General features: G+C 73.3%; 16 protein-coding genes. 6 read left to right on the top strand and 10 right to left on the bottom strand.

What is annotated here, in order from left to right:
* Nucleotides 1-52: 52 nt before the first annotated feature.
* The 3 genes from ACWDYF_RS21445 to ACWDYF_RS21455 all read left to right on the top strand — a co-directional run bounded on the left by ACWDYF_RS21445 (nucleotide 53) and on the right by ACWDYF_RS21455 (nucleotide 1,566).
* On the top strand, nucleotides 53-358 hold the full coding sequence (locus tag ACWDYF_RS21445) for a Scr1 family TA system antitoxin-like transcriptional regulator (RefSeq protein ID WP_389466163.1): 306 nt from the start codon (nucleotides 53-55) through the stop codon (nucleotides 356-358).
* A gap of 38 nt (nucleotides 359-396) precedes the next feature.
* Complete coding sequence (locus ACWDYF_RS21450; RefSeq protein ID WP_451584298.1) at nucleotides 397-573, top strand: DUF397 domain-containing protein; 177 nt, start codon at nucleotides 397-399, stop codon at nucleotides 571-573.
* A 246-nt stretch (nucleotides 574-819) separates the two neighbouring features.
* Nucleotides 820-1,566, top strand: a complete 747-nt coding sequence (locus tag ACWDYF_RS21455; protein ID WP_389466158.1) for a GNAT family N-acetyltransferase — start codon at nucleotides 820-822, stop codon at nucleotides 1,564-1,566.
* Here the strand turns inward: ACWDYF_RS21455 and ACWDYF_RS21460 are convergent.
* From ACWDYF_RS21460 to ACWDYF_RS21470, 3 genes are all read right to left on the bottom strand, one after another.
* A complete protein-coding gene (locus tag ACWDYF_RS21460; protein WP_389466155.1) occupies nucleotides 1,550-2,350 on the bottom strand; it encodes a sugar phosphate isomerase/epimerase family protein in 801 nt (266 codons plus the stop codon). The two genes, ACWDYF_RS21455 and ACWDYF_RS21460, sit on opposite strands and share 17 nt — an antisense overlap.
* Before the next feature lie 48 nt (nucleotides 2,351-2,398).
* On the bottom strand, nucleotides 2,399-3,013 hold the full coding sequence (locus ACWDYF_RS21465) for a dihydrofolate reductase family protein (RefSeq protein WP_389466152.1): 615 nt from the start codon (nucleotides 3,011-3,013) through the stop codon (nucleotides 2,399-2,401).
* A 119-nt stretch (nucleotides 3,014-3,132) separates the two neighbouring features.
* Nucleotides 3,133-4,113: an EamA family transporter gene (locus tag ACWDYF_RS21470; RefSeq protein ID WP_389466149.1), complete on the bottom strand. Its 981-nt coding sequence runs from the start codon at nucleotides 4,111-4,113 to the stop codon at nucleotides 3,133-3,135.
* A gap of 132 nt (nucleotides 4,114-4,245) precedes the next feature.
* Between ACWDYF_RS21470 and ACWDYF_RS21475 the strand changes: the two genes are divergently transcribed.
* Nucleotides 4,246-5,169, top strand: coding sequence for a LysR family transcriptional regulator (locus tag ACWDYF_RS21475; RefSeq protein ID WP_381742958.1), 924 nt, complete (start codon nucleotides 4,246-4,248; stop codon nucleotides 5,167-5,169).
* 127 nt (nucleotides 5,170-5,296) lie between these two features.
* The gene (locus tag ACWDYF_RS21480; RefSeq protein ID WP_389466146.1) at nucleotides 5,297-7,156 is read left to right on the top strand and encodes a glycoside hydrolase family 3 protein; all 1,860 of its coding nucleotides are present in this window, start codon (nucleotides 5,297-5,299) and stop codon (nucleotides 7,154-7,156) included.
* Between the two features lie 75 nt (nucleotides 7,157-7,231).
* On the opposite strand, the gene ACWDYF_RS21485 is transcribed toward ACWDYF_RS21480, so the two are convergent.
* The 5 genes from ACWDYF_RS21485 to ACWDYF_RS21505 form a co-directional block, all read right to left on the bottom strand.
* Nucleotides 7,232-8,662, bottom strand: coding sequence for a S28 family serine protease (locus tag ACWDYF_RS21485; RefSeq protein WP_389466143.1), 1,431 nt, complete (start codon nucleotides 8,660-8,662; stop codon nucleotides 7,232-7,234).
* Nucleotides 8,663-8,781: 119 nt separating this feature from the next.
* A complete protein-coding gene (locus ACWDYF_RS21490; protein ID WP_389466140.1) occupies nucleotides 8,782-9,171 on the bottom strand; it encodes a hypothetical protein in 390 nt (129 codons plus the stop codon).
* A gap of 92 nt (nucleotides 9,172-9,263) precedes the next feature.
* The gene (locus ACWDYF_RS21495) at nucleotides 9,264-13,004 is read right to left on the bottom strand and encodes an ABC transporter ATP-binding protein (RefSeq protein WP_389466137.1); all 3,741 of its coding nucleotides are present in this window, start codon (nucleotides 13,002-13,004) and stop codon (nucleotides 9,264-9,266) included.
* 109 nt (nucleotides 13,005-13,113) lie between these two features.
* Nucleotides 13,114-14,166 carry an esterase-like activity of phytase family protein gene (locus ACWDYF_RS21500; RefSeq protein ID WP_389466134.1) on the bottom strand — a complete coding sequence of 351 codons (1,053 nt, stop codon included), beginning with the start codon at nucleotides 14,164-14,166 and terminating at the stop codon, nucleotides 13,114-13,116.
* A gap of 53 nt (nucleotides 14,167-14,219) precedes the next feature.
* The gene (locus tag ACWDYF_RS21505) at nucleotides 14,220-15,158 is read right to left on the bottom strand and encodes a serine hydrolase (protein ID WP_389466132.1); all 939 of its coding nucleotides are present in this window, start codon (nucleotides 15,156-15,158) and stop codon (nucleotides 14,220-14,222) included.
* 122 nt (nucleotides 15,159-15,280) lie between these two features.
* Here ACWDYF_RS21505 and ACWDYF_RS21510 point away from each other — a divergent pair, with 122 nt between their 5' ends.
* Nucleotides 15,281-15,652, top strand: a complete 372-nt coding sequence (locus tag ACWDYF_RS21510) for a hypothetical protein (protein WP_389466129.1) — start codon at nucleotides 15,281-15,283, stop codon at nucleotides 15,650-15,652.
* Nucleotides 15,653-15,769: 117 nt separating this feature from the next.
* On the opposite strand, the gene ACWDYF_RS21515 is transcribed toward ACWDYF_RS21510, so the two are convergent.
* Complete coding sequence (locus tag ACWDYF_RS21515) at nucleotides 15,770-17,455, bottom strand: thiamine pyrophosphate-binding protein (protein ID WP_389466126.1); 1,686 nt, start codon at nucleotides 17,453-17,455, stop codon at nucleotides 15,770-15,772.
* Nucleotides 17,452-18,423 carry an agmatinase gene (gene speB, locus ACWDYF_RS21520; protein ID WP_389466123.1) on the bottom strand — a complete coding sequence of 324 codons (972 nt, stop codon included), beginning with the start codon at nucleotides 18,421-18,423 and terminating at the stop codon, nucleotides 17,452-17,454. Before speB ends, ACWDYF_RS21515 begins: the two co-directional genes overlap by 4 nt.
* Nucleotides 18,424-18,666 lie beyond the last annotated feature (243 nt).

Raw genomic sequence — 18,666 nt, forward strand, 5'->3', positions numbered from 1 at the left:
GGTGATCTTGTCCGAGGCCATACTGCGGCACAGAGTTGGCAGCTCAGAAATCATGCGCGAACAACTGGAGTACCTTCTGTCGGCCAGCGAGGAGACCAATATCGAGCTTCAAGTCCTGCCGATCGAAAGCCCGTTGAATGCGTCCCTCTTCGGCCCCTTTGTCATCATGAATTTTCCTTCGGCTTCGGAGTTGGACATTGCTTACGCGGAGTCAAACACGGGTAACGTGTACCATGAGGAGCAGTCCGACACTGAGAAGTACCGAACGCTGTTCCGGCGTTTGAACGTCGCGGCTTGCGACGTCAGCAGGTCAAGGGCCTTGATTCACAAGGCAATAGAAGAAACGGTAGCCAAGTGACGAACAGTAGCCTTAATACCGCAAATGAATCGGTCTGGGTGAAGTCCTCCTACTCCGGAAACAACGGCAATTGCATCGAGATCGCGATTCTTCCCGAGGGCGGTCGAGCGGTTCGCGACTCGAAGGACCCGAGAAGTCCGATTCTTTCTTTCACCGATGCCGGGTGGTCTGCGTTCGTGAACGGCACTCAGGACAAGGCATTCAACGCCCGGTAGGAACTCGGCTGACCCCACGTAGGCGCGTGCACGGACAGAACTGAGCCGTGTACGCACCTACCCCTTCGAGGGTCTGGGGAAATCGCGACCGAGGTAAGCCTCGAACTTGTTTCCGACGCCGCCACCTGATGTCAGCCAGCTGCGCGGGGACCGTGCTCCGCATTGCGGGAGCTGCTGTGCCCATGGCACAAGCCCACCAGCCGAAACACGGTCGACGTCACCGGACCCGTACGCCACACTCCAGGCGTGACGATCACCCTGACCGGCCCGGTCCTGGAGGGCACCCTCGTACGCCTGGAGCCGCTGGAGCAGCGGCACGCCGCCGACCTCGCGGTGGCGGCGGAGGAGGACCGCGGTACCTACGCGTACACCTGGGTGCCCCGGGCGGAGGAGACCGCGGCCTACATCGACGGGCAGCTCGCCCGCGCGGCCACCGGCCGCCTCGCGCCCTACGCGCAGATCTCCCTGGCCACCGGGCGCGCGGTGGGCGCCACCGCCTTCTGGGAGCCGCGCTGCTGGCGGGACGAGGAGCGCCTCGACGCCGTCGAGGTCGGCTTCACCTGGCTCGCCCGCTCCGCGCAGGGCACCGGTGTCAACGCCGAGGCCAAGTACCTGCTCTTCCGGCACGCCTTCGAGGTGTGGGAGGCCGCCCGCGTCGACCTGAAGACCGACGCCCGCAACAGCCGCTCCCGCGCCGCGATCGAGAGCGTCGGCGCGCGCTTCGAGGGCGTCCTGCGCAACTGGTCCCGCTCCTCGGCGCCCGGCGAGGAGGGCCGGCTGCGCGACTCGGCGATCTTCTCGATCACGGCCGAGGAGTGGCCCGAGCGCCGCGCGGCCCTGGAGGCCCGGGTGCGCCGCGCGGCCGAACGGACCGCCCGCACGGACCGGGACCAGGACCAGAACCGAGAGCGGGACCAGACCCGGAACCAGAGCCGAGAGCGGGACCAGGGCGGGAGCGTCAACCGGCCCGAGTCCGCTACGCCGACGCGCTGAGCAGCCGGTCCAGGTACTCCCGTCCCGGCCCGAGCAGTCCGGGCAGCGGCGCCGCCGCCTCGTACCACCGCTTCTCGTACTCCCAGCACAGCCAGCCGTCCCAGCCGGCGCCGGTCAGCGCCGCCACGCATCCGGCGAGCGGCAGTACGCCCGCGCCCAGCGGCAGCGGGGTGGTGTCCTCGGCCGACGCGATGTCCTTGACCTGGACGTATCCGAGGTGCGGGGCGAGCGCCGCACAGGTCTGCGACGGCTGCTCACCGCCGAGCCAGGTGTGCATCACGTCCCACAGCGCGCCCACCTGCCGGTGCCCGACCGGGCCGAGGACGCGGATCGCGTCGGCGCCGGTGCGGTGCGAGTCGTGGGTCTCCAGCAGGATGCGGACACCGAGGGCGGCGGCGTCCTCGGCGGCGGCACCCAGCCGCCGGGCCGCGACGGCGTCGGACTCCTCGGGCGGCAGCGCGGTGTCGGCGCCCGGGAAGACCCGTACCGCGCCCGCGCCCAGGTCGTGCGCCAGCCGCAGCAGGGCGCGGATCTCGTCCAGCACGGGAGCGTCGTCACCGGGCGCGGCGACCCGCGCGTATCCGGCCACGGCCAGCACCTCCACCCCGGCCGCCGCGAACTGGGCGGCCGTCTCCGCCCGCCGGGCCGGGGAGAGGCCGGGGTGCACCGGTTCCTCGGGGTGGGCGCGGAGTTCGACGCCGTCGTAGCCGTGCGCGGCCGCGAGCGCGAGCACCTCCGGGACGGGCAGGCCGGGGACACCGAGAGTGGAGAACGCGAGCTTCATGGCCCGGACCCTACGCGCCGCCGCGGCCGCCCGTACCGATTCCGCCGGTCAGGCGGGCGACCCGGCGGCCCGCCGCACGGGCCGGAACACATTGAGCTGCGCGCCGGTCCTGGCGGTGGCCGACGACACCAGTTCCCAGGTCCGCAGCACCCCGTCCACGGGGAAGGCCGACTTGCCGCCGCCCAGCAGCACCGGCATCACGGCGAGCCGCAGTTCGTCCACCAGGTCCGCGGCCAGGAGCGCCCGCACCAGTGTGGGGCTGCCCATCATCGCCAGCTCCCCGTCACCGCCGGACGTCCGCAGCCCGCGCACCTTCCCCAGCGCCTGGGCGCCCGGGACGCGTACGGTGTTCTCCCAGGTCAGCGCGGAGTCGTCGAGGGTGTCGGACACGACGTACTTGGGCAGCGAGTTGAGCCGGTCGGCGAAGGGGTCCCCGGCCCGCTCGGGCCAGGCCGCGGCCATCGTGAGATACGTACGGCGCCCGTACAGCAGCGCCTCCGCCCGGTCGAGACCGGCCGCGAACGCCCCGCCCAGCACCTCCGGATCGAAGAACGGATGCGACCATCCGCCGTGCGCGAACCCCCCGTCGGTGTCCTCCTGCGGCCCTCCGGGCGCCTGCACGACCCCGTCGAGGCTGATGAACTCGGTGACGACGACACGCATGTGATGCCTCCCGCTCGCTGTCCGTTCGGTACGGAAGACAGACCGACTCTTCGCCCGCTACTCATCGGTTGTCTGAAAAAGGCTGCACGACACACCGGGCGGGCAACGTCTGGCGCGCGTCAGGTCCTCGGCGGAACTGCTGGGACCGTGGCCCCGTCCGGCGCGGGGGCGTCCGCTGCCGTCCGTGCGGGAACGTCCGCCGGGGCGCCCCCGGCGCTCTCCGTACGCGCCTGCGGGCCGCCCCTCCTCCCCGGTGCGAGCGACGTCAGTGCCACGCCGCCCACCAGCAGGGCCGCCGCGCACCAGCGCAGGGGGGTGACGGACTCGTCCAGGAAGAGGGCCGCCGCCGACATGCCGAAGACCGGGACCAGCAGGGAGAACGGGGCGACGGTGGAGGCGGGGTGGCGGCGCAGCAGCCAGCCCCAGGCGCCGAAGCCGAACACGGTGGTGACCCAGGCGACGTAGAGGACCGTGCCCGCGCCCTGCCAGTCCAGGCCGCGCAGGGCGGCGAGGTCCTGGGAGGGGCCCTCGGTCAGCAGGGAGAGGCCGAGCAGCGGCAGGACCGGGACGGTGCTCACCCAGACCATGAAGTTCAGGGAGTCCGGCGGGGCCGCCTTGCGGGTGAGGACGTTGGAGACGCCCCAGCAGGCCGCCGCGACGACGACCAGGACGAAGGCGCCCAGCGGTCCCGTGGTGCCCTCGTCCACGGCGGCGACGGCGATCCCGGCGAGCGCCACGCCCATGCCGGCCAGCCGCAGCCGGGTGGGTCGCTCGCCGAGGGCCACGAAGGCGAACAGGGCCGTGAACACCGCCTGGATCTGGAGCACCAGGGAGGACAGCCCGGCGGGCATCCCGTAGTCCATGCCGACGAACAGCAGGCCGAACTTGGCGACGCCGAGCACCAGTCCCACGCCCACGATCCACTTCCAGGCCACCTTGGGCCGGCCCACCAGGAAGACGGCGGGCAGCGCCGCGGCCAGGAAGCGCAGGGCCGAGAACAGCAGCGGCGGGAAGTGGCCGAGGCCGACCTCGATGACGGTGAAGTTGACGCCCCAGACGGCGGCGACGAGGACGGCGAGGAGGACGTGGGGTGGTCGCATGCGTCGAGGATCACTCGCCCGGACCGTGTAGCACCAGCGATGATTGCTGCACTGTTGGATGCAGCAACGCTAACCGGTCGCGGCGTCGCCCGCGGGGGCGGCGGCCGGCCGCGCCGTCCTGTGGGAGGAACCGTGCTCGATCTCCAGCGCCTGCGCGCCCTGCACGCCGTGTCCGTGCACGGGACGGTGGGGGCGGCGGCCACCGCGCTCGGCTACACCTCCTCGGCGGTGTCCCAGCAGATCGCCAAGCTGGAGCGGGAGACCAGGACCGTCCTCCTGGAGCGCGAGGGGCGCGGGGTGCGGCTCACCGACGAGGCGCACCAACTGGTCTCGGCGGCGCGGGAGTTGCTGGCGATCGTGGAGCGGGCGGAGACCGAGCTGGAGGAGCGGCGCGGGGTGCCGTCCGGACGGCTGGCCATCGCGGCGTTCGCCTCGGCGGCGCGCGGGCTGCTGCCGGGCGTGCTCGCCGACCTGGCCCGGCGGCACCCCGCGCTGGACGCCCGGCTCAGCGAGGTCGACCCGCATCTGTCGGTGGATCTGGTCGCCAAGGGCGCCGTGGACCTGGCCGTGGCGCACGACTGGGACATCGCGCCGCTGCCCGCCCCGGCCGGGGTGGAGCAGGCGGCCGTCGGGGACGACGTGTGCGATCTGCTGGTGCCGGCCGGGCACCCGTTCGCGGGGCGGAGCGCGGTGCGGCGCGCGGAGCTGGGCGGGGAGCGGTGGATCTGCCAGCCGCCGGGCCGGGTCTGCCACGACTGGCTGCTGCGCACGCTGCGGGCCGCCGGGCACGAGCCGGACGTCGTCCACCAGGCCGACGAGAACCCGACGCTGGTCGCGCTGGTCGCCGCGGGCCTCGGGGTGGCGCTGATCCCCCGGCTGGGCCGGGGGCCGCTGCCCGAGGGGGTCGTGGAGGTGGCGCTGGACCCCGTGCCCGTACGGCATCTGTACGCGCTGTGGCGCGCGGGGGCGGCCCGGCGGCCGGCCATCGCGGAGACGGTGCGCACCCTGCGGGAGCACTGGCCGGCGGTGTCGGCGCACACACCGCGGACCGCCTGAGCCCTCCGGCCGGGGCCGTGCGCCCCACCGCCCGGGTCCGTGCGTTCCCTTGACTGGCAGAAACTTCCCGGATATTGGTGATCCCTCGGAAGTTTCCTTCAGTGGAACCCCTCCGGAAGGAGCGCACGTGCACGACACCACACGCCCCTCCTCCCCCTCCGACCTCTCCGGCACCTCCGGCCCCTCCCCCTCCAGACGCGCCGTCCTCGCCGCCACCGCCACGCTCACCGCCGCCCTCGCCGTGGGAGCCACCGGCACCGCTCAGGCCGCCGCCCCGCACGACGACCGCCGGCTGCGCGCCCTCGTCGCGCGGATGAGCCTGGAGGAGAAGGTCGGCCAGCTCTTCGTGATGCGGGTCTACGGCCACTCCGCCACCGACCCCGACCAGGCCGACATCGACGCCAACCTCGGCGAGATCGGCGTCCGCACCGCCGCCGAGCTGATCGCGAAGTACCGCGTCGGCGGCATCATCTACTTCACCTGGGCCCACAACACCCGCGACCCGCGGCAGATCGCCGCCCTGTCCAACGGCATCCAGCGGGCCTCGCTCCAGCAGCCGCGCGGACTGCCCGTCCTGGTCGCCACCGACCAGGAGCACGGCATCGTCTGCCGGGTCGGCAGGCCCGCCACGCTCTTCCCCGGCGCCATGGCCGTCGGCGCCTCCGGCTCCACCGCCGACGCCCGCACGCTGGGCCGGCTCTCCGGCACCGAGCTGCGCGCCATGGGCATCAACCAGGACTACTCCCCCGACGCCGACGTGAACGTCAACCCGGCCAACCCGGTCATCGGCGTACGGTCCTTCGGCGCCGACCCGGACGCCGTGGCGCGGCTGGTGGCCGCCGAGGTGCAGGGCTATCAGGGCGCGCGGGTCGCGGCGACCGCCAAGCACTTCCCCGGGCACGGCGACACCGCCGTGGACAGCCACTACGGCTTCCCCGTCATCACGCACAGCCGGGAGGTGTGGGAGAAGCTGGACGCGGTGCCGTTCCGGGCCGCGATCCGGGCCGGGATCGACTCGGTGATGACGGCGCACATCCAGTTCCCGGCGCTCGACGACTCGGGCGACCCGGCCACGCTGTCGCAGCCGATCCTCACCGGCATCCTGCGCGGCGAACTGGGCTACGACGGGGTGGTGATCACCGACTCGCTCGGCATGGAGGGGGTGCGCACCAAGTACGGCGACGACCGGGTGCCGGTGCTCGCGCTGAAGGCGGGCGTGGACCAGTTGCTCAACCCGCCGGACCTGGACGTCGCCTGGCACGCGGTGCTGGACGCGGTGCGCGGCGGCGAGCTGACCGAGGCCCGGCTCGACGAATCGATCCTGCGCATCCTGCGGATGAAGAACCGCCTCGGCCTCTTCGACGGCCCGTACGTCTCCGAGCGCCAGGTGCCGTACCGGGTCGGCACCCGCGAGCATCTGGCGGCGGCCGACCGTATCGCCGAGCGGACGACGACGCTGCTGGTCAACGAGGGCCGGCTGCTGCCGCTCTCGCGCCGCGGCCACCGCAGGATCCTCGTGGTGGGCGCCGACCCGGCCTCGCCGTCGGGCACGACGGGCCCGCCGACCGGGGTGCTCGCCGCCGCCCTCACCGAACTGGGCTTCACCGCCACCGCCCTGTCCACCGGCACCGCCCCGGCCCAGGCCGTCATCGACCGGGCGGTCGCGGCGGCGGCGCAGGCGGACGCGGTGGTGGTGGCGACGTACAACGTCACGGCGGGCGGTTCCCAGCGCACGCTGGTGGAGCGGCTGACCGCGACGGGCCGGCCGGTGGTCGCGCTGGCCGTGCGCAACCCCTACGACGTCGCCCAGCTCCCGTCCGTACCGGCGTTCCTGGCCGCGTACTCCTGGACGGACGTGGAGGTGCGCGCCGCGGCCCGGGTGATCGCCGGGCGGGTGCGGCCGCGCGGGAAGCTGCCGGTGCCGGTGCAGCGGGCGGACGACCCGGCGCGGGTGCTGTACCCCGTCGGGTACGGCCTGACGTACTGATCCGCGGGCCGCGCCCGGAGCACCGGCTCCGGGCGCGGCCTGCCGTTCACCGGCCGCTGTGCGACCGGATGCCGGTCACGGCCTCAGCGCGCGCTCGCGCTCCGTCTCCCGGGCGTCCAGCTTCGCGTCCGGGCGGGCCAGCGGGCGCGCCGCCGACGGGTCGTCCCGCACCGCGGCGGGGGCGACGCCCGCCCAGTCCAGGATCCTGGCCGTGGCCAGCGCCTGCTGGTCGGGGACCAGGCCAGCGACGTTGGCGCCGTGGTTCATGCCGGGCGCGGTGAACACATAGGAGTCACGCGCGCCGTGCCCGAGGCGGAACCGCTCCGAGCCCCACGGGTCGTTCTGCCCGTACACGAACAGCATGTGCCGGGCGTTGTGCCGCACCCAGCTGTCCACGTCGGGCATCACCCACGGCTGGAAGCGCATCGGGATGGAGCGCGGCACGAAGTTGCGCGGCGGCTGGTAGCCGTAGCGGATGAGCTTCTTCTCGATGTGCGGGAAGTGGATGGTGGGCGCGCCCATCTGGGTGCCCGCCTGGTAGTAGTACGGCGTGTAGGTCTCCAGGCCCTGGTCGGTGTAGGCGGAGAAGCCGGAGATGGTGTCGACCGAGTCCCAGATCTGCTGGTCGGTGGCGTTCCGGGCGTCGGCCGGGACGGTGTCGCAGTCGGACAGCAGGCTGTACTGCCAGAAGCCCCACACGTAGTCGAGGACGACCGCCTCGTAGGCGCGGTCCAGGCTGCCGATGGTGGTGAAGGTGTTGTGGTGGTCGGCGGCGTACTGGGCGTACTTCTTCTCCAGCGGCTCACGGCGCACCAGGGCCTCGCGCTGGACGGCGCCGAGGCGGTCGCGGCACTCCTTGGTGCCGACCGTCTCGAAGAAGCGGTCGTAGGCGGAGTCCTCGTCGTTGACGACGTCGTTGGGTGCCACGTAGGCGACGACGCCGTCCATGTCGCGCGGGTAGAAGCGCTCGTAGTAGGTCGCCGTCATCCCGCCCTTGGAGCCGCCGGTGGCGATCCAGTTGTGCGAGTAGACCTTCTTCAGCGCCGTGAAGAGGCGGTGCTGGTCGCTGGCGGCCTGCCAGATGTCGAGCTTGGACCAGTCGGCCGGGGCCGGGCGGGACGGGGTGAAGAAACGGTACTCCAGGGAGACCTGGTTGCCGTCGGTGATCCGGGTCGGCTCACTGCGGCTGGGGTTGGTGGAGACGTTGTAGCCGCTGGTGTAGAACACCGTCGGCCGGTCGACTCCCTTGTGCAGCAGGGTGAACCGCTGCTGGAAGGTGCCCTTGGACGGGTGCCGGTGGTCGACCGGCTGGGTGTAGTTCAGGATGAAGTAGCGATAGCCGGTGTAGGGCTTCTCCTCGATCAGGCTCATGCCCGGTATGGACAGCAGCCGGTCCTTGATGTCGGTGCCGGTGGCTCCCTGCTGGGCGGCGGTGGCCGCCCCGGCCGTGCTGACGGTGCCGACGAGCACCACCAGTGCCAGCAGCCATCTGAGCGCCTTGCGCATGCACACTCCCCTGTGAGACAGATGTGCGCCGGAAGCTATCGGAGCAACTCGGGTGCGCACCAGGGGAGTCGAAGAATTGATCACCTCGCGGCGGGCGGACCGCCGTCCCGCTCAGCGGCTCAGCACAGGATCCAGCCGCTGCTGACCGTCCGTGTCCCGACCGCGCCGGTGACCCGTACGCAGCGGTGCCCGGCGTGCACGGTGACCGGGCCCGCGTGCTGGGAGTAGCGGCCCCGGTCGGTGACCGGGCGGTTGCCGCGCGCCTGCACGCTCACCGACATCGCCTGCGGCCGGCCGGGGCGCGCGGGGACCGTGACCGCGCACACATAGCCGTTGCTCCGGTAGACGCGCACCGACCCGGCGGCGAACGAGAGCGTCCTGACCTGGCGCCCCGAGCAGGCGGCGGAGGCCGCCTGGGCGGTGGCGGGCAGGGCGAGCGAGAGCAGCCCCGATCCGGTCAGCACGGCCAGGCCCAGCGCCAGCCGTCGGCGCAGCACAGCCCTGTCCACGGTCACCTCTCCCCTCACGTCCCCTCACGGCAGGCACATCGGCGTACGCGTGTACGGACGCCGTACGCACCTCGGACGGTTGCCCCGGCCGGTCACCGGGGGACGCCGACCGGCTCCTCCGGCTCGGCCGCGCCGGTGAAGGTGCGCCACAGCGCGGCGTAGTGGCCGTCGAGGGCCAGCAGCTCGTCGTGGGTGCCGTCCTCGGCGACCCGGCCGTGGTCCAGGACCACCACCCGGTCGGCGCGGGCCGCCGTGGTCAGCCGGTGGGCGACCACCAGCGTGGTGCGGCGGCCCGCGAGCCGGTCGGTGGCCTGGTTGACCTGGGCCTCGGTGGCCAGGTCGAGGGCGGCGGTCGCCTCGTCGAGCAGCAGGACGTCCGGGTCGACCAGTTCGGCGCGGGCCAGCGCGATCAGCTGGCGCTGGCCCGCGGAGAGATTGCGGCCGCGCTCGGCGACCTCGTGCAGATAGCCGCCCTCCAGGGTGGCGATCATCTCGTGCGCGCCGACCGCGCGGGCCGCCGCCTCCACCTCGGCGTCGGCGGCGCCGGGGCGGCCGTAGGCGATGGCGTCGCGGACGGTCCCCGGGAAGAGGTACGCCTCCTGCGGGACCACCCCGAGCCGGTGGCGGTACGCCGTCAGGTCCAGCTCGCGCAGGTCCGTGCCGTCCGCGGTGACCCGGCCGCCGGTCGGGTCGTAGAACCGGGCGACCAGCTTGACCAGGGTCGACTTGCCCGCGCCGGTCTCGCCGACGAAGGCGACGGTCTGTCCGGCGGGGATGCGCAGGTCGATGCCGGTGAGGGCCTGCTCCTCGGCGCCCTCGGCGCCGTAGGCGAAGCGCACGTCCTCGAAGGCGATGTCGCCGCGCAGCGCGGACACCTCGCGGGGCCGCTCGGCGGGCTCGGTGGACGCGGGCTCGCGCAGCAGCTCCTGGATGCGGCCCAGCGAGACGGTGGCCTGCTGGTAGCCGTCGAAGACCTGGGAGAGCTGCTGGACGGGGGCGAAGAACAGGTCGATGTAGAGCAGGTACGCCACCAGGGCGCCGGTGGTCAGTGTGGCCGCCTCGACCCGGCCCGCGCCCGCGATCAGCACGGAGGCCGCCGCGACCGAGGACAGGAACTGCACGAACGGGAAGTAGACGGAGATCAGCCACTGGCCGCGTATCCGGGCCCGGCGGTAGCTGTCGCTGCGCTCGGCGAAGCGCCGCCCGCCGTCGCGCTCGCGCCCGAACGCCTGCACGATCCGCAGCCCGGCCACCGACTCCTGGAGGTCGGCGTTGACCGCCGACACCCGCTCACGGGCCAGCTCGTACGCCTTCACACTGGCCCGGCGGAAGAAGAACGTGGCGATGACGAGCGGGGGCAGGGTGGCGAAGACGACCAGCGCGAGCTGAATGTCGATCACCAGCAGCGCGACCATGATGCCGAAGAAGGTGACCACCGAGACGAACGCCGTGACCAGGCCGGTCTGGAGGAACGTCGACAGGGCGTCCACGTCCGTCGTCATCCGGGTCATGATCCGGCCGGTCAGCTCGCGCTCGTAGTAGGCGAGGCCGAGCCGCTGGAGCTGGGCGAAGATCTTCAGGCGCAGCGTGTACAGGACGCGTTCGCCGGTGCGGCCGGTCATCCGGGTCTCGCCGGTCTGCGCCGCCCACTGCACGAGCACGGCGAGCAGCCCGAGCAGCGCGGCCGCCCAGACGGCGCCGACGGCCGCCCTGGTGACGCCCTGGTCGATGCCGTGCCGGATCAGGACCGGCAGCAGCAGGCCCATTCCGGCGTCCAGGGCGACCAGGGCGAGGCTGGCCAGCAGGGGCAGCCCGAAGCCGCGCAGCAGATGGCGCAGGCCGTAGGAGTCCTCGGGGCGTACGGCGCGGGCCTCGTCGACGTCGGGGGTGTCGGTGGCCGGTGGCAGGGCCTCGACCTGGGCGAGCAGTTCGGGGGTGGCGGGCGTGCCGGCGGTGGCGGCGTCGCGCGGTTCGCGCTCGCCCGTCCACAGCTTCGGGGTGATGCCCCGCTCGGCGTCGAACTCGGCGTCCAGCTCCGCGCGGACGGAGGCGTCCTCGGGGGGCGCGGCGGGCGGGGTGTGGCCCGGGGAGACGTCGCCGAGTCCGTCGGGGTCGGTGAGCAGCCGCCGGTAGAGCGCGGAGCGCTCCTGGAGCTCCTCGTGGGTGCCGAGGTCGGCGAGGCGGCCGCCGTCGAGGACGGCGATGCGGTCGGCCAGGGCCAGGGTGGAGCGGCGGTGCGCGATCAGCAGCGTGGTGCGGCCCGCCATGACCTGGGCGAGCGCCTCGTGGATCTCGTGCTCGACGCGGGCGTCGACGGCGGAGGTGGCGTCGTCCAGGACGAGCAGCCGCGGGTCGGCCAGCAGGGCGCGGGCCAGGGCGACGCGCTGGCGCTGGCCGCCGGAGAGGGTCAGGCCCTGCTCGCCGACCTCGGTGGCGTAGCCCTCGGGCAGCTCGGTGATGAACCGGTCGGCCTGGGCGGCGCGCGCGGCGGCGGTGATCTCCTCGTCGGTGGCGTCGGGGCGGCCGTAGGCGATGTTGGCGCGGATGGTGTCGGAGAAGAGGAAGGAGTCCTCGGGGACCAGGCCGATGGCGGACCGCAGCGACCTGAGCGTCAGCTCGCGCACGTCGTGGCCGCCGATCAGGACGGCGCCGTGGGTGACGTCGTAGAAGCGCGGCAGCAGCAGGGAGAGGGTGGACTTGCCGGAGCCGGAGGAGCCGACGACGGCGAGGGTCTCGCCGGGCCGGATCGCGAAGGACAGGCCCTTCAGGACGGGACGGCCGTCGGTGTACGAGAAGGACACGTCGTCGAACTCGACGGTCGCGGGCGCGTCCGCGGGCAGTTCCCGGGTGCCCTCGGTGAGCGTGGGCTCGGTGTCGATCAGCTCCAGGACGCGTTCGGTGCCGGCGCGGGCCTGCTGGCCGACGGTGAGGACCACGGCGAGCATCCGGACCGGGCCGACGAGCTGGGCGAGGTAGGTGGAGAAGGCGACGAAGGTGCCGAGCGTGATGTGCCCGTGCACGGCCAGCCAGCCGCCGAGCGCCAGCATCGCGACCTGGCCGAGCGCGGGGACCGACTGGAGGGCCGGGGTGAAGCGCGCGTTCAGCCGGATGGTGCGCAGCCGCCCGGCGAAGAGCCTGCGGCCGACCGCGCGCAGCTTGGCGGTCTCCTGCTCCTCCTGCCCGAAGCCCTTGACCACGCGGACCCCGCTGACCGCGCCGTCCACCACGCCCGCCACGGCGGCGGCCTGCGCCTGCGCGTACCAGGTGGCGGGGTGCAGTCTGCGGCGGCTGCGGGAGGCGATCCAGCCGAGCGCGGGGGCGACGGCGAGCGCGATCAGGGTCAGCGGCAGCGAGAGCCAGGCCATGATCGCCAGCGAGATCAGGAAGAGCAGGACGTTGCCGATGGTCATCGGCAGCATGAACAGCAGTCCCTGGATGAGCTGGAGGTCGCTGGTGGCGCGGCCGATGACCTGCCCGGTGGACAGCTCGTCCTGGCGGCGGCCGTCGAGCCGGGTGATCGACTCGTACATCTCGGTCCGCAGGTCGTGCTGGACGTCGAGGGCGAGCCGGCCGCCGTAGTAGCGGCGGACGTAGGTGGCCGCGTAGACGAGGAGGGCGGCGCCGATCAGGGCGCCGGCCCAGGGGGTCATGGCGCGGCTGCGGTCGCCGACGACATCGTCGATGATCACCTTGGTGATCAGCGGGACGAGCGCCAGGACGGCCATTCCGGCGAGGGAGGAGCCGAGGGCGAGGAGCACGTCCCTGGGATGGCGCCACGCGTACGAGGCGAGCCTGCGCACCCACCCTCGTGTCTCCCCCGGCTGCGCTGCCACGTCGGTGCCTCCCTGACGGCCTGATCTTCCGGAAGGCACCAACACGGACGGCCGCGGATTTCATCCCCCCGCAACAATCCGCGTGCGGGCGGGGACGGTCCGCGCAGGGTCAGATCCGGACGCGGAGGTAGTAGAACCGCGTGGTCTGGGCCGCGTTCGCGTTGTCGTCGCTGACCAGCAGGACGCGCAGGCGGCCCCGGGTGTCGTGGCCGGTGACGGTCATCCCCTCGATGTTGTCGAGGAGCGGGTTGGGCTGGGGCTGGTGGGCGGTGGCGCCGAGCGAGGGGCAGGCGGCGAGGTCGGTGAGCAGGGTCTTCCCGGTCAGCCGGACCCCGGGCTGCCCGGTCAGGTGTTCGATGCCGCTGGTGTCGGTGGCGCGGCGCGGGTCGGCGAGGTAGAGGCGGACGGTGTTGCCCACGCCCGCGGTGAAGCCGCGCTCCAGGACGAGCAGCCGGCCGTCCGGCACGGCCTGCACCTCGGGGACGCCGAGGCTCGCGTCGTCGGTGCGGTAGGCGTACTGGGCGCCGAGCCGGAAGTGCCCGTCCCCGGTGCGCCGCCAGGTCTGGAAGCGCACCGTGCGGCTGTCGTCGCCGCTGAGCGCGTACTCCATGGACGCGAGCAGGGTCCGGCCGCCCGGCAGCAGGGTCAGGCCCTCGAAGGTCTGGTTGGCGGTGGCGCGGCCCGCGGGGGCGACGCGCAGCGCGCCGGGCACCGGCAGCCGGTCCAGGATGCGGCCGTCGCGGGAGTAGCGGCGTACGGACGGCTCGGTCTCGGAGGTGATCAGCCGGGTGCCGTCCCGGTCGACGACCAGGCCCTCGGAGTCGAGCGGCGCGCCCTGCTCGTCGGCGAGCGCGGTCACGCCGGTCGGCTTGAGCGTGCGGCGGTCCAGCGTGAACAGCTCGGAGCGGTCGGAGAGGGCGGCGAGGTCGCCGTGCCGGTCGCGGGCGAGGGCGGAGAAGTTGCCGGTGTAGGAGCCCCGGTAGGTCGTCTTGTCGAGCGCGTCGGAGAAGCGGTCGAGGGAGACGGACGGGGAGCAGACGTGGTCCCGGGCACGGCCCTGGGCGGGGTCCGGGGCGGTGGTGGCGGCGGCCGGTCCCGCGGTGAGGCAGGTGGCCGCCGCCAGGCCGGCGGTGACGGTCGCGAGTACGGTTCTCAGGCGCATGACCGTCACCGTAGGGGCCCCGGGTGACTCGGGGGAGACCGCCTCGTGAAGCGTCAGCCGGTCGGCGGCAGCGGGACGGTGGCCTCCCGGGGCCGGGTCGTCGGGTTGAACCCGGTCACCGGGCGGTGCGGCAGCGAGACGGTCCGGCCGAGGTCCCTGTGGACGGCCCTGGCGATGTTCTGGATGGTGGCCACGCCGTAGTCCATGGTGCTGTTGTCCTGGGTGAGCACCGTGACGGTGTAGTCGTGGCCGGGGCCGTTGAAGGTACCGACGCTGTGCACCCGCCAGCCGTGCGTGGCCCGCTCCAGCCAGCCGTTCTTGACGTGCACGGCGACCGTGGCGGGCGCTCCGGCGGGGGTGCCCCAGCGCTGCGAGGTGACGACCTGGCCCATCAGCTTCAGCATGTAGGCGCGGGAGTTGTCGCTCAGCACCGAGTTCTTCGCGGTGACCAGGGCGAGCAGCTTCTGCTCGTCGCGGGCGGTGATCTGGGTCAGGCCCCAGTAGCCGTCCTCGCCCGGCTCGGTCTGGGTCATGCCGGCGGCCGAGAGGAAGCCCCTGACCTTGGAGATGCCCAGTTGCTTCCACAGGCTGCTGGTGGAGTCGTTGTCGGACTGGGTGATCATCGCCTGGGCGAGGGACGCCTCGCGGTCGGTGAGCTGACGGTTCGTCTTCTTCGCGTCCCACAGCAGGGTCGCGAGGACGGTCACCTTGACCACGCTCGCCGAGTCGTAGGCGCTCGACTCGCGGAAGGTGCAGGTCGTGTCGGTGCTGCGGTCGCGCACACCGACGGCGATGGAGCCCTTGCGGCCCGCCATCGCGGCGGTGATGTCCTGCTGGAGCCTGGCGGCCAGCCCCGCCTTGCCGGACGTGCAGCTGACCTGCGCGGGGGCGGCCGCGGCCGGGGGCGCGGCCGCCACACAGGGGACGAGCACGCCGGCGCCCGCACCGATCGCGGCGAGCGTCCTGACGCGTCGGGATATCCAGTGAGTCATACCCAGTGGACGCACGGACGGAAGGGAATGGTTGTACGAGTGCGGTGATTTCCGCCGACGCTGCCCGAACGGCCCCCGCGCGTACGGTGGATGGGCGGCCACCCGGCGGGTAGGAAGGGCACGTGGCAGAACAGAGGCCGAGCGACCACCACGTGTCCGGACGGCTCCTCGCGGCGCTGTGGACCCTGCGCCTGCTGTCCGGGCGGCCGGGCGAGCCGCCCGAACCGGACGAACTCCTGGTCAAGGAGATGCCCATGGACTTCCTCGGCGAGGAGCTGTCGTCCGTGATGGACCACCTCATGACAGCCCGCCGCCGCGGCGGCGGCCACTGGAAGGCCGCCGCCGAGACCTTCCGCGAACTCCCCGGCCCGCTGCTCCCCCGGCGGATCCCCGGCCACACCATGAGCCCCGGCGAGCAGCGCGCCTTCGTCGACGGCTACGCCGAACAGCGCACGGCGTACGCGGAGAAGTACGGGCACCTCGTGGCGGGGTGAGCGGTCGGCCCGCTCGCGAAGGCGCCGCGCTTCGGGGCGGAGCAGTGGCAGCCCGTCCGGGGGCTGGAGCCGGGACAGAACCCGGGCACGGGCTTCTTCCGGTGCGGCCGACGGCGTTCAGTCCAGGTGGGTCGGTGCGAACATGCGCAGGACGGCGGGGAGGACGACGACCGAGGGGCCGGGGGTGGCCAGGGCCTTCGCGAGGTCCTGTTCCAGGGTCTTCGGGCTCGTCCGCACCCCCGGCACGCCGAAGGACTCGGCGAGGGCCGCGAAGTCCGGGCCGTTGAGGTCGGTGGCGGTGGCCCGGCCGAAGGCGTCGGTCATGTACTCGCGCAGGATGCCGTAGCCGCCGTCGTCCACGATCAGCCAGGTGACGTCAAGGCCGTACTGGCGGGCGGTGGCCAGTTCGGCGACGGAGTACAGGGCGCCGCCGTCGCCGGAGACGGCGAGGACCGGGCGGGTCGGGTCGGCCACGGCCGCGCCGAGGGCGGCCGGGAAGCCGTAGCCGAGACCACCGGCGCCCTGGGCGGAGTGCATGGTGTTGGGCGCCTTGGCGTCGAAGGCCGACCACGCCCAGTACGCCAGGATCGTCATGTCCCAGAAGGACGGCGAACCGGCGGGCAGGGCGCGGCGCACGGCGGCCAGGACGTCCTGCTCCAGGGTCAGTTCCTGGGCGGCGATCCGGCCCCGGACCTTGGCCAGCAGCTCCCGCACCCGGTCGGCGGCCGTGTCGTCGGGGCGCTCCCCGGTGGTCTCCAGGAGGGCCTGGAGGGCGAGGCGGGCGTCCGCGTGGATGCCGAGGGCCGGGTGGTTGGACTCCAGCTTGCCGAGGTCGGCCTCGATCTGAACGATGCGGCCGCGCGGGGCGAACGTGTGGTAGTTCGAGGAGAGTTCGCCGAGTCCCGAGCCGACGACCAGCAGGACGTCGGCGTCCTCCAGGAAGTCGGTGGTGTGCCGGTCCTCCAGCCAGGACTGGAGGGAGAGCGGGTGGTTCCAGGGGAAGGCGCCCTTGCCGCCGAAGGTGGTGACCACCGGCGCGTTCAGCCGCTCGGCGAGCGCCCGCAGCTTCTTGGCGGCGTCGGCGCGGACCACCCCGCCGCCCGCGATGATCGCCGGGCGCTCCGCCGTGGCCAGCAGCCGGGCGGCGACGGCGGTCAGTTCGGGGCGGGGCACCAGCTCCTGCGGGGTGGCGTCCACCGCCGTGACCTGCGGCAGCACGGTCTCGGCCAGCAGCACGTCCTGCGGGATCTCCACCCAGACCGGGCCGTGCGGCGCGGTGAGCGCCGACTGCCAGGCCGCCGCGAGGGCGGACGGGATCTGGGAGGCGGTACGGACCGGGTGGACGGACTTCACCACGCCCCGGAACACGGCGGCCTGGTCGGGCAGTTCGTGCAGATGGCCGTGGCGTCCGCCGCCGAGTCCGGCGACAGGGACCTGGCTGCCGATGGCGAGGACCGGCGCCGAGGCCGCCGCCGCCTCCTGGAGCGCGGGCAGGCAGGTGAGGGCCCCTGGGCCGGTGGACACCAGCAGCGGGGCGGCCTCGCCGGTGATCCGGCCGTACGCGTCGGCCGCGAAGCCCGCGTTGCCCTCCGTGCGCAGGCCGATGTAGCGCAGGTCCGAGCGGCGCAGCGCGTCGAAGACGCCCAGGGCGTGCTGGCCGGGCAGGCCGAAGACGGTGGTCGCGCCCAGCCCGGCCAGGGTCTCCACGACCAGGTCCGCGCCGGTGCGGCCCGGGGGCGGACTGAGCGCCGCCGCCGTCTGGGCGGGCGTCGGGCGGAGCACCAGGTCGTGGTCGTGGGTCACTTGGCTGCCTTCTCCTCGGCGATCTGACGGGCCATGATCGTGGTCAGCTCGTAGGCGGTGTGGGAGGCCGCCACCGAGGTGATCTCGGCGTGATCGTAGGCCGGGGCGACCTCCACGACGTCGGCCGACACCAGACGGCAGGAGGCCAGACCGCGCAGGATCTCCAGGAGTTCGCGCGAGGTCATGCCGCCGGCCTCGGGCGTGCCGGTGCCGGGCGCGTGGGCCGGGTCCAGGCAGTCGATGTCGATGGAGATGTACAGCGGCCGGTCGCCGATGCGCTCTCGCAGCTGGCCGGCGATCTCGTCGGCGCCGCGCCGGTAGACGTCCGCCGAGGTGACGATGCCGAAGCCCATCTTCTCGTCGTCGGTCAGGTCCTGCTTGCCGTAGAGCGGGCCGCGGGTGCCGACGTGGGAGAGGGCGGAGGTGTCGAGGATGCCCTCCTCCACGGCCCGGCGGAAGGGGGTGCCGTGCGTGTACTCGGCGCCGAAGTAGGTGTCCCAGGTGTCCAGGTGGGCGTCGAAGTGCAGCAGGGCGACCGGGCCGTGCTTCCTGGCGACGCTCCTGAGCAGCGGCAGCGCGATGGTGTGGTCGCCGCCGAGGGTCATCAGGCGGGCGCCGGTGCCGAGCAGGTCGTCGGCGGCGGCCTCGACGGTCTCCACGGCCTCGTCGATGTGGAACGGGTTGACGGCGATGTCCCCGCCGTCGGCGACCTGGGCGAGGGCGAACGGGGAGGCGTCCTGCGCCGGGTTGTAGGGGCGCAGCAGCCGGGACGCCTCGCGGATGGCGTTGCCGCCGAAGCGGGCGCCGGGCCGGTAGGAGACACCGGAGTCGAACGGCACGCCCACCACCGCGACGTCGGCGGTGCCCACCTCGTCGAGGCGGGGCAGCCGGGCGAAGGTGGCCGGACCGGCGTAGCGCGGGATCCGGGAGGAGTCGACCGGGCCGCGGGGCGTCTCGTTGCTGCTCATGATGAAAAGCCTTCTTTCCTGCGCTTCGTCGCGCATGTACTGCTTCAGGCGACTCTACTGGTGTGCGCCGGCCGGGTCCGGACGCGCGTTCGGGCCGCGCCCGGCGGGGGCGCCGGGTCCCCGGGCCGCCCGGAGGCCGCCGGAACGGCCCGGGGCGCACCGACCGACACTAGGCGGCCGGGAAGCGGCTGCGAAGTGTACGTTTCCTCCATCCGAGCAGCCCCGGAAGGAGGAAACGCACAC

It is taken from the genome of Streptomyces sp. NPDC003284 (genome assembly GCF_053589675.1).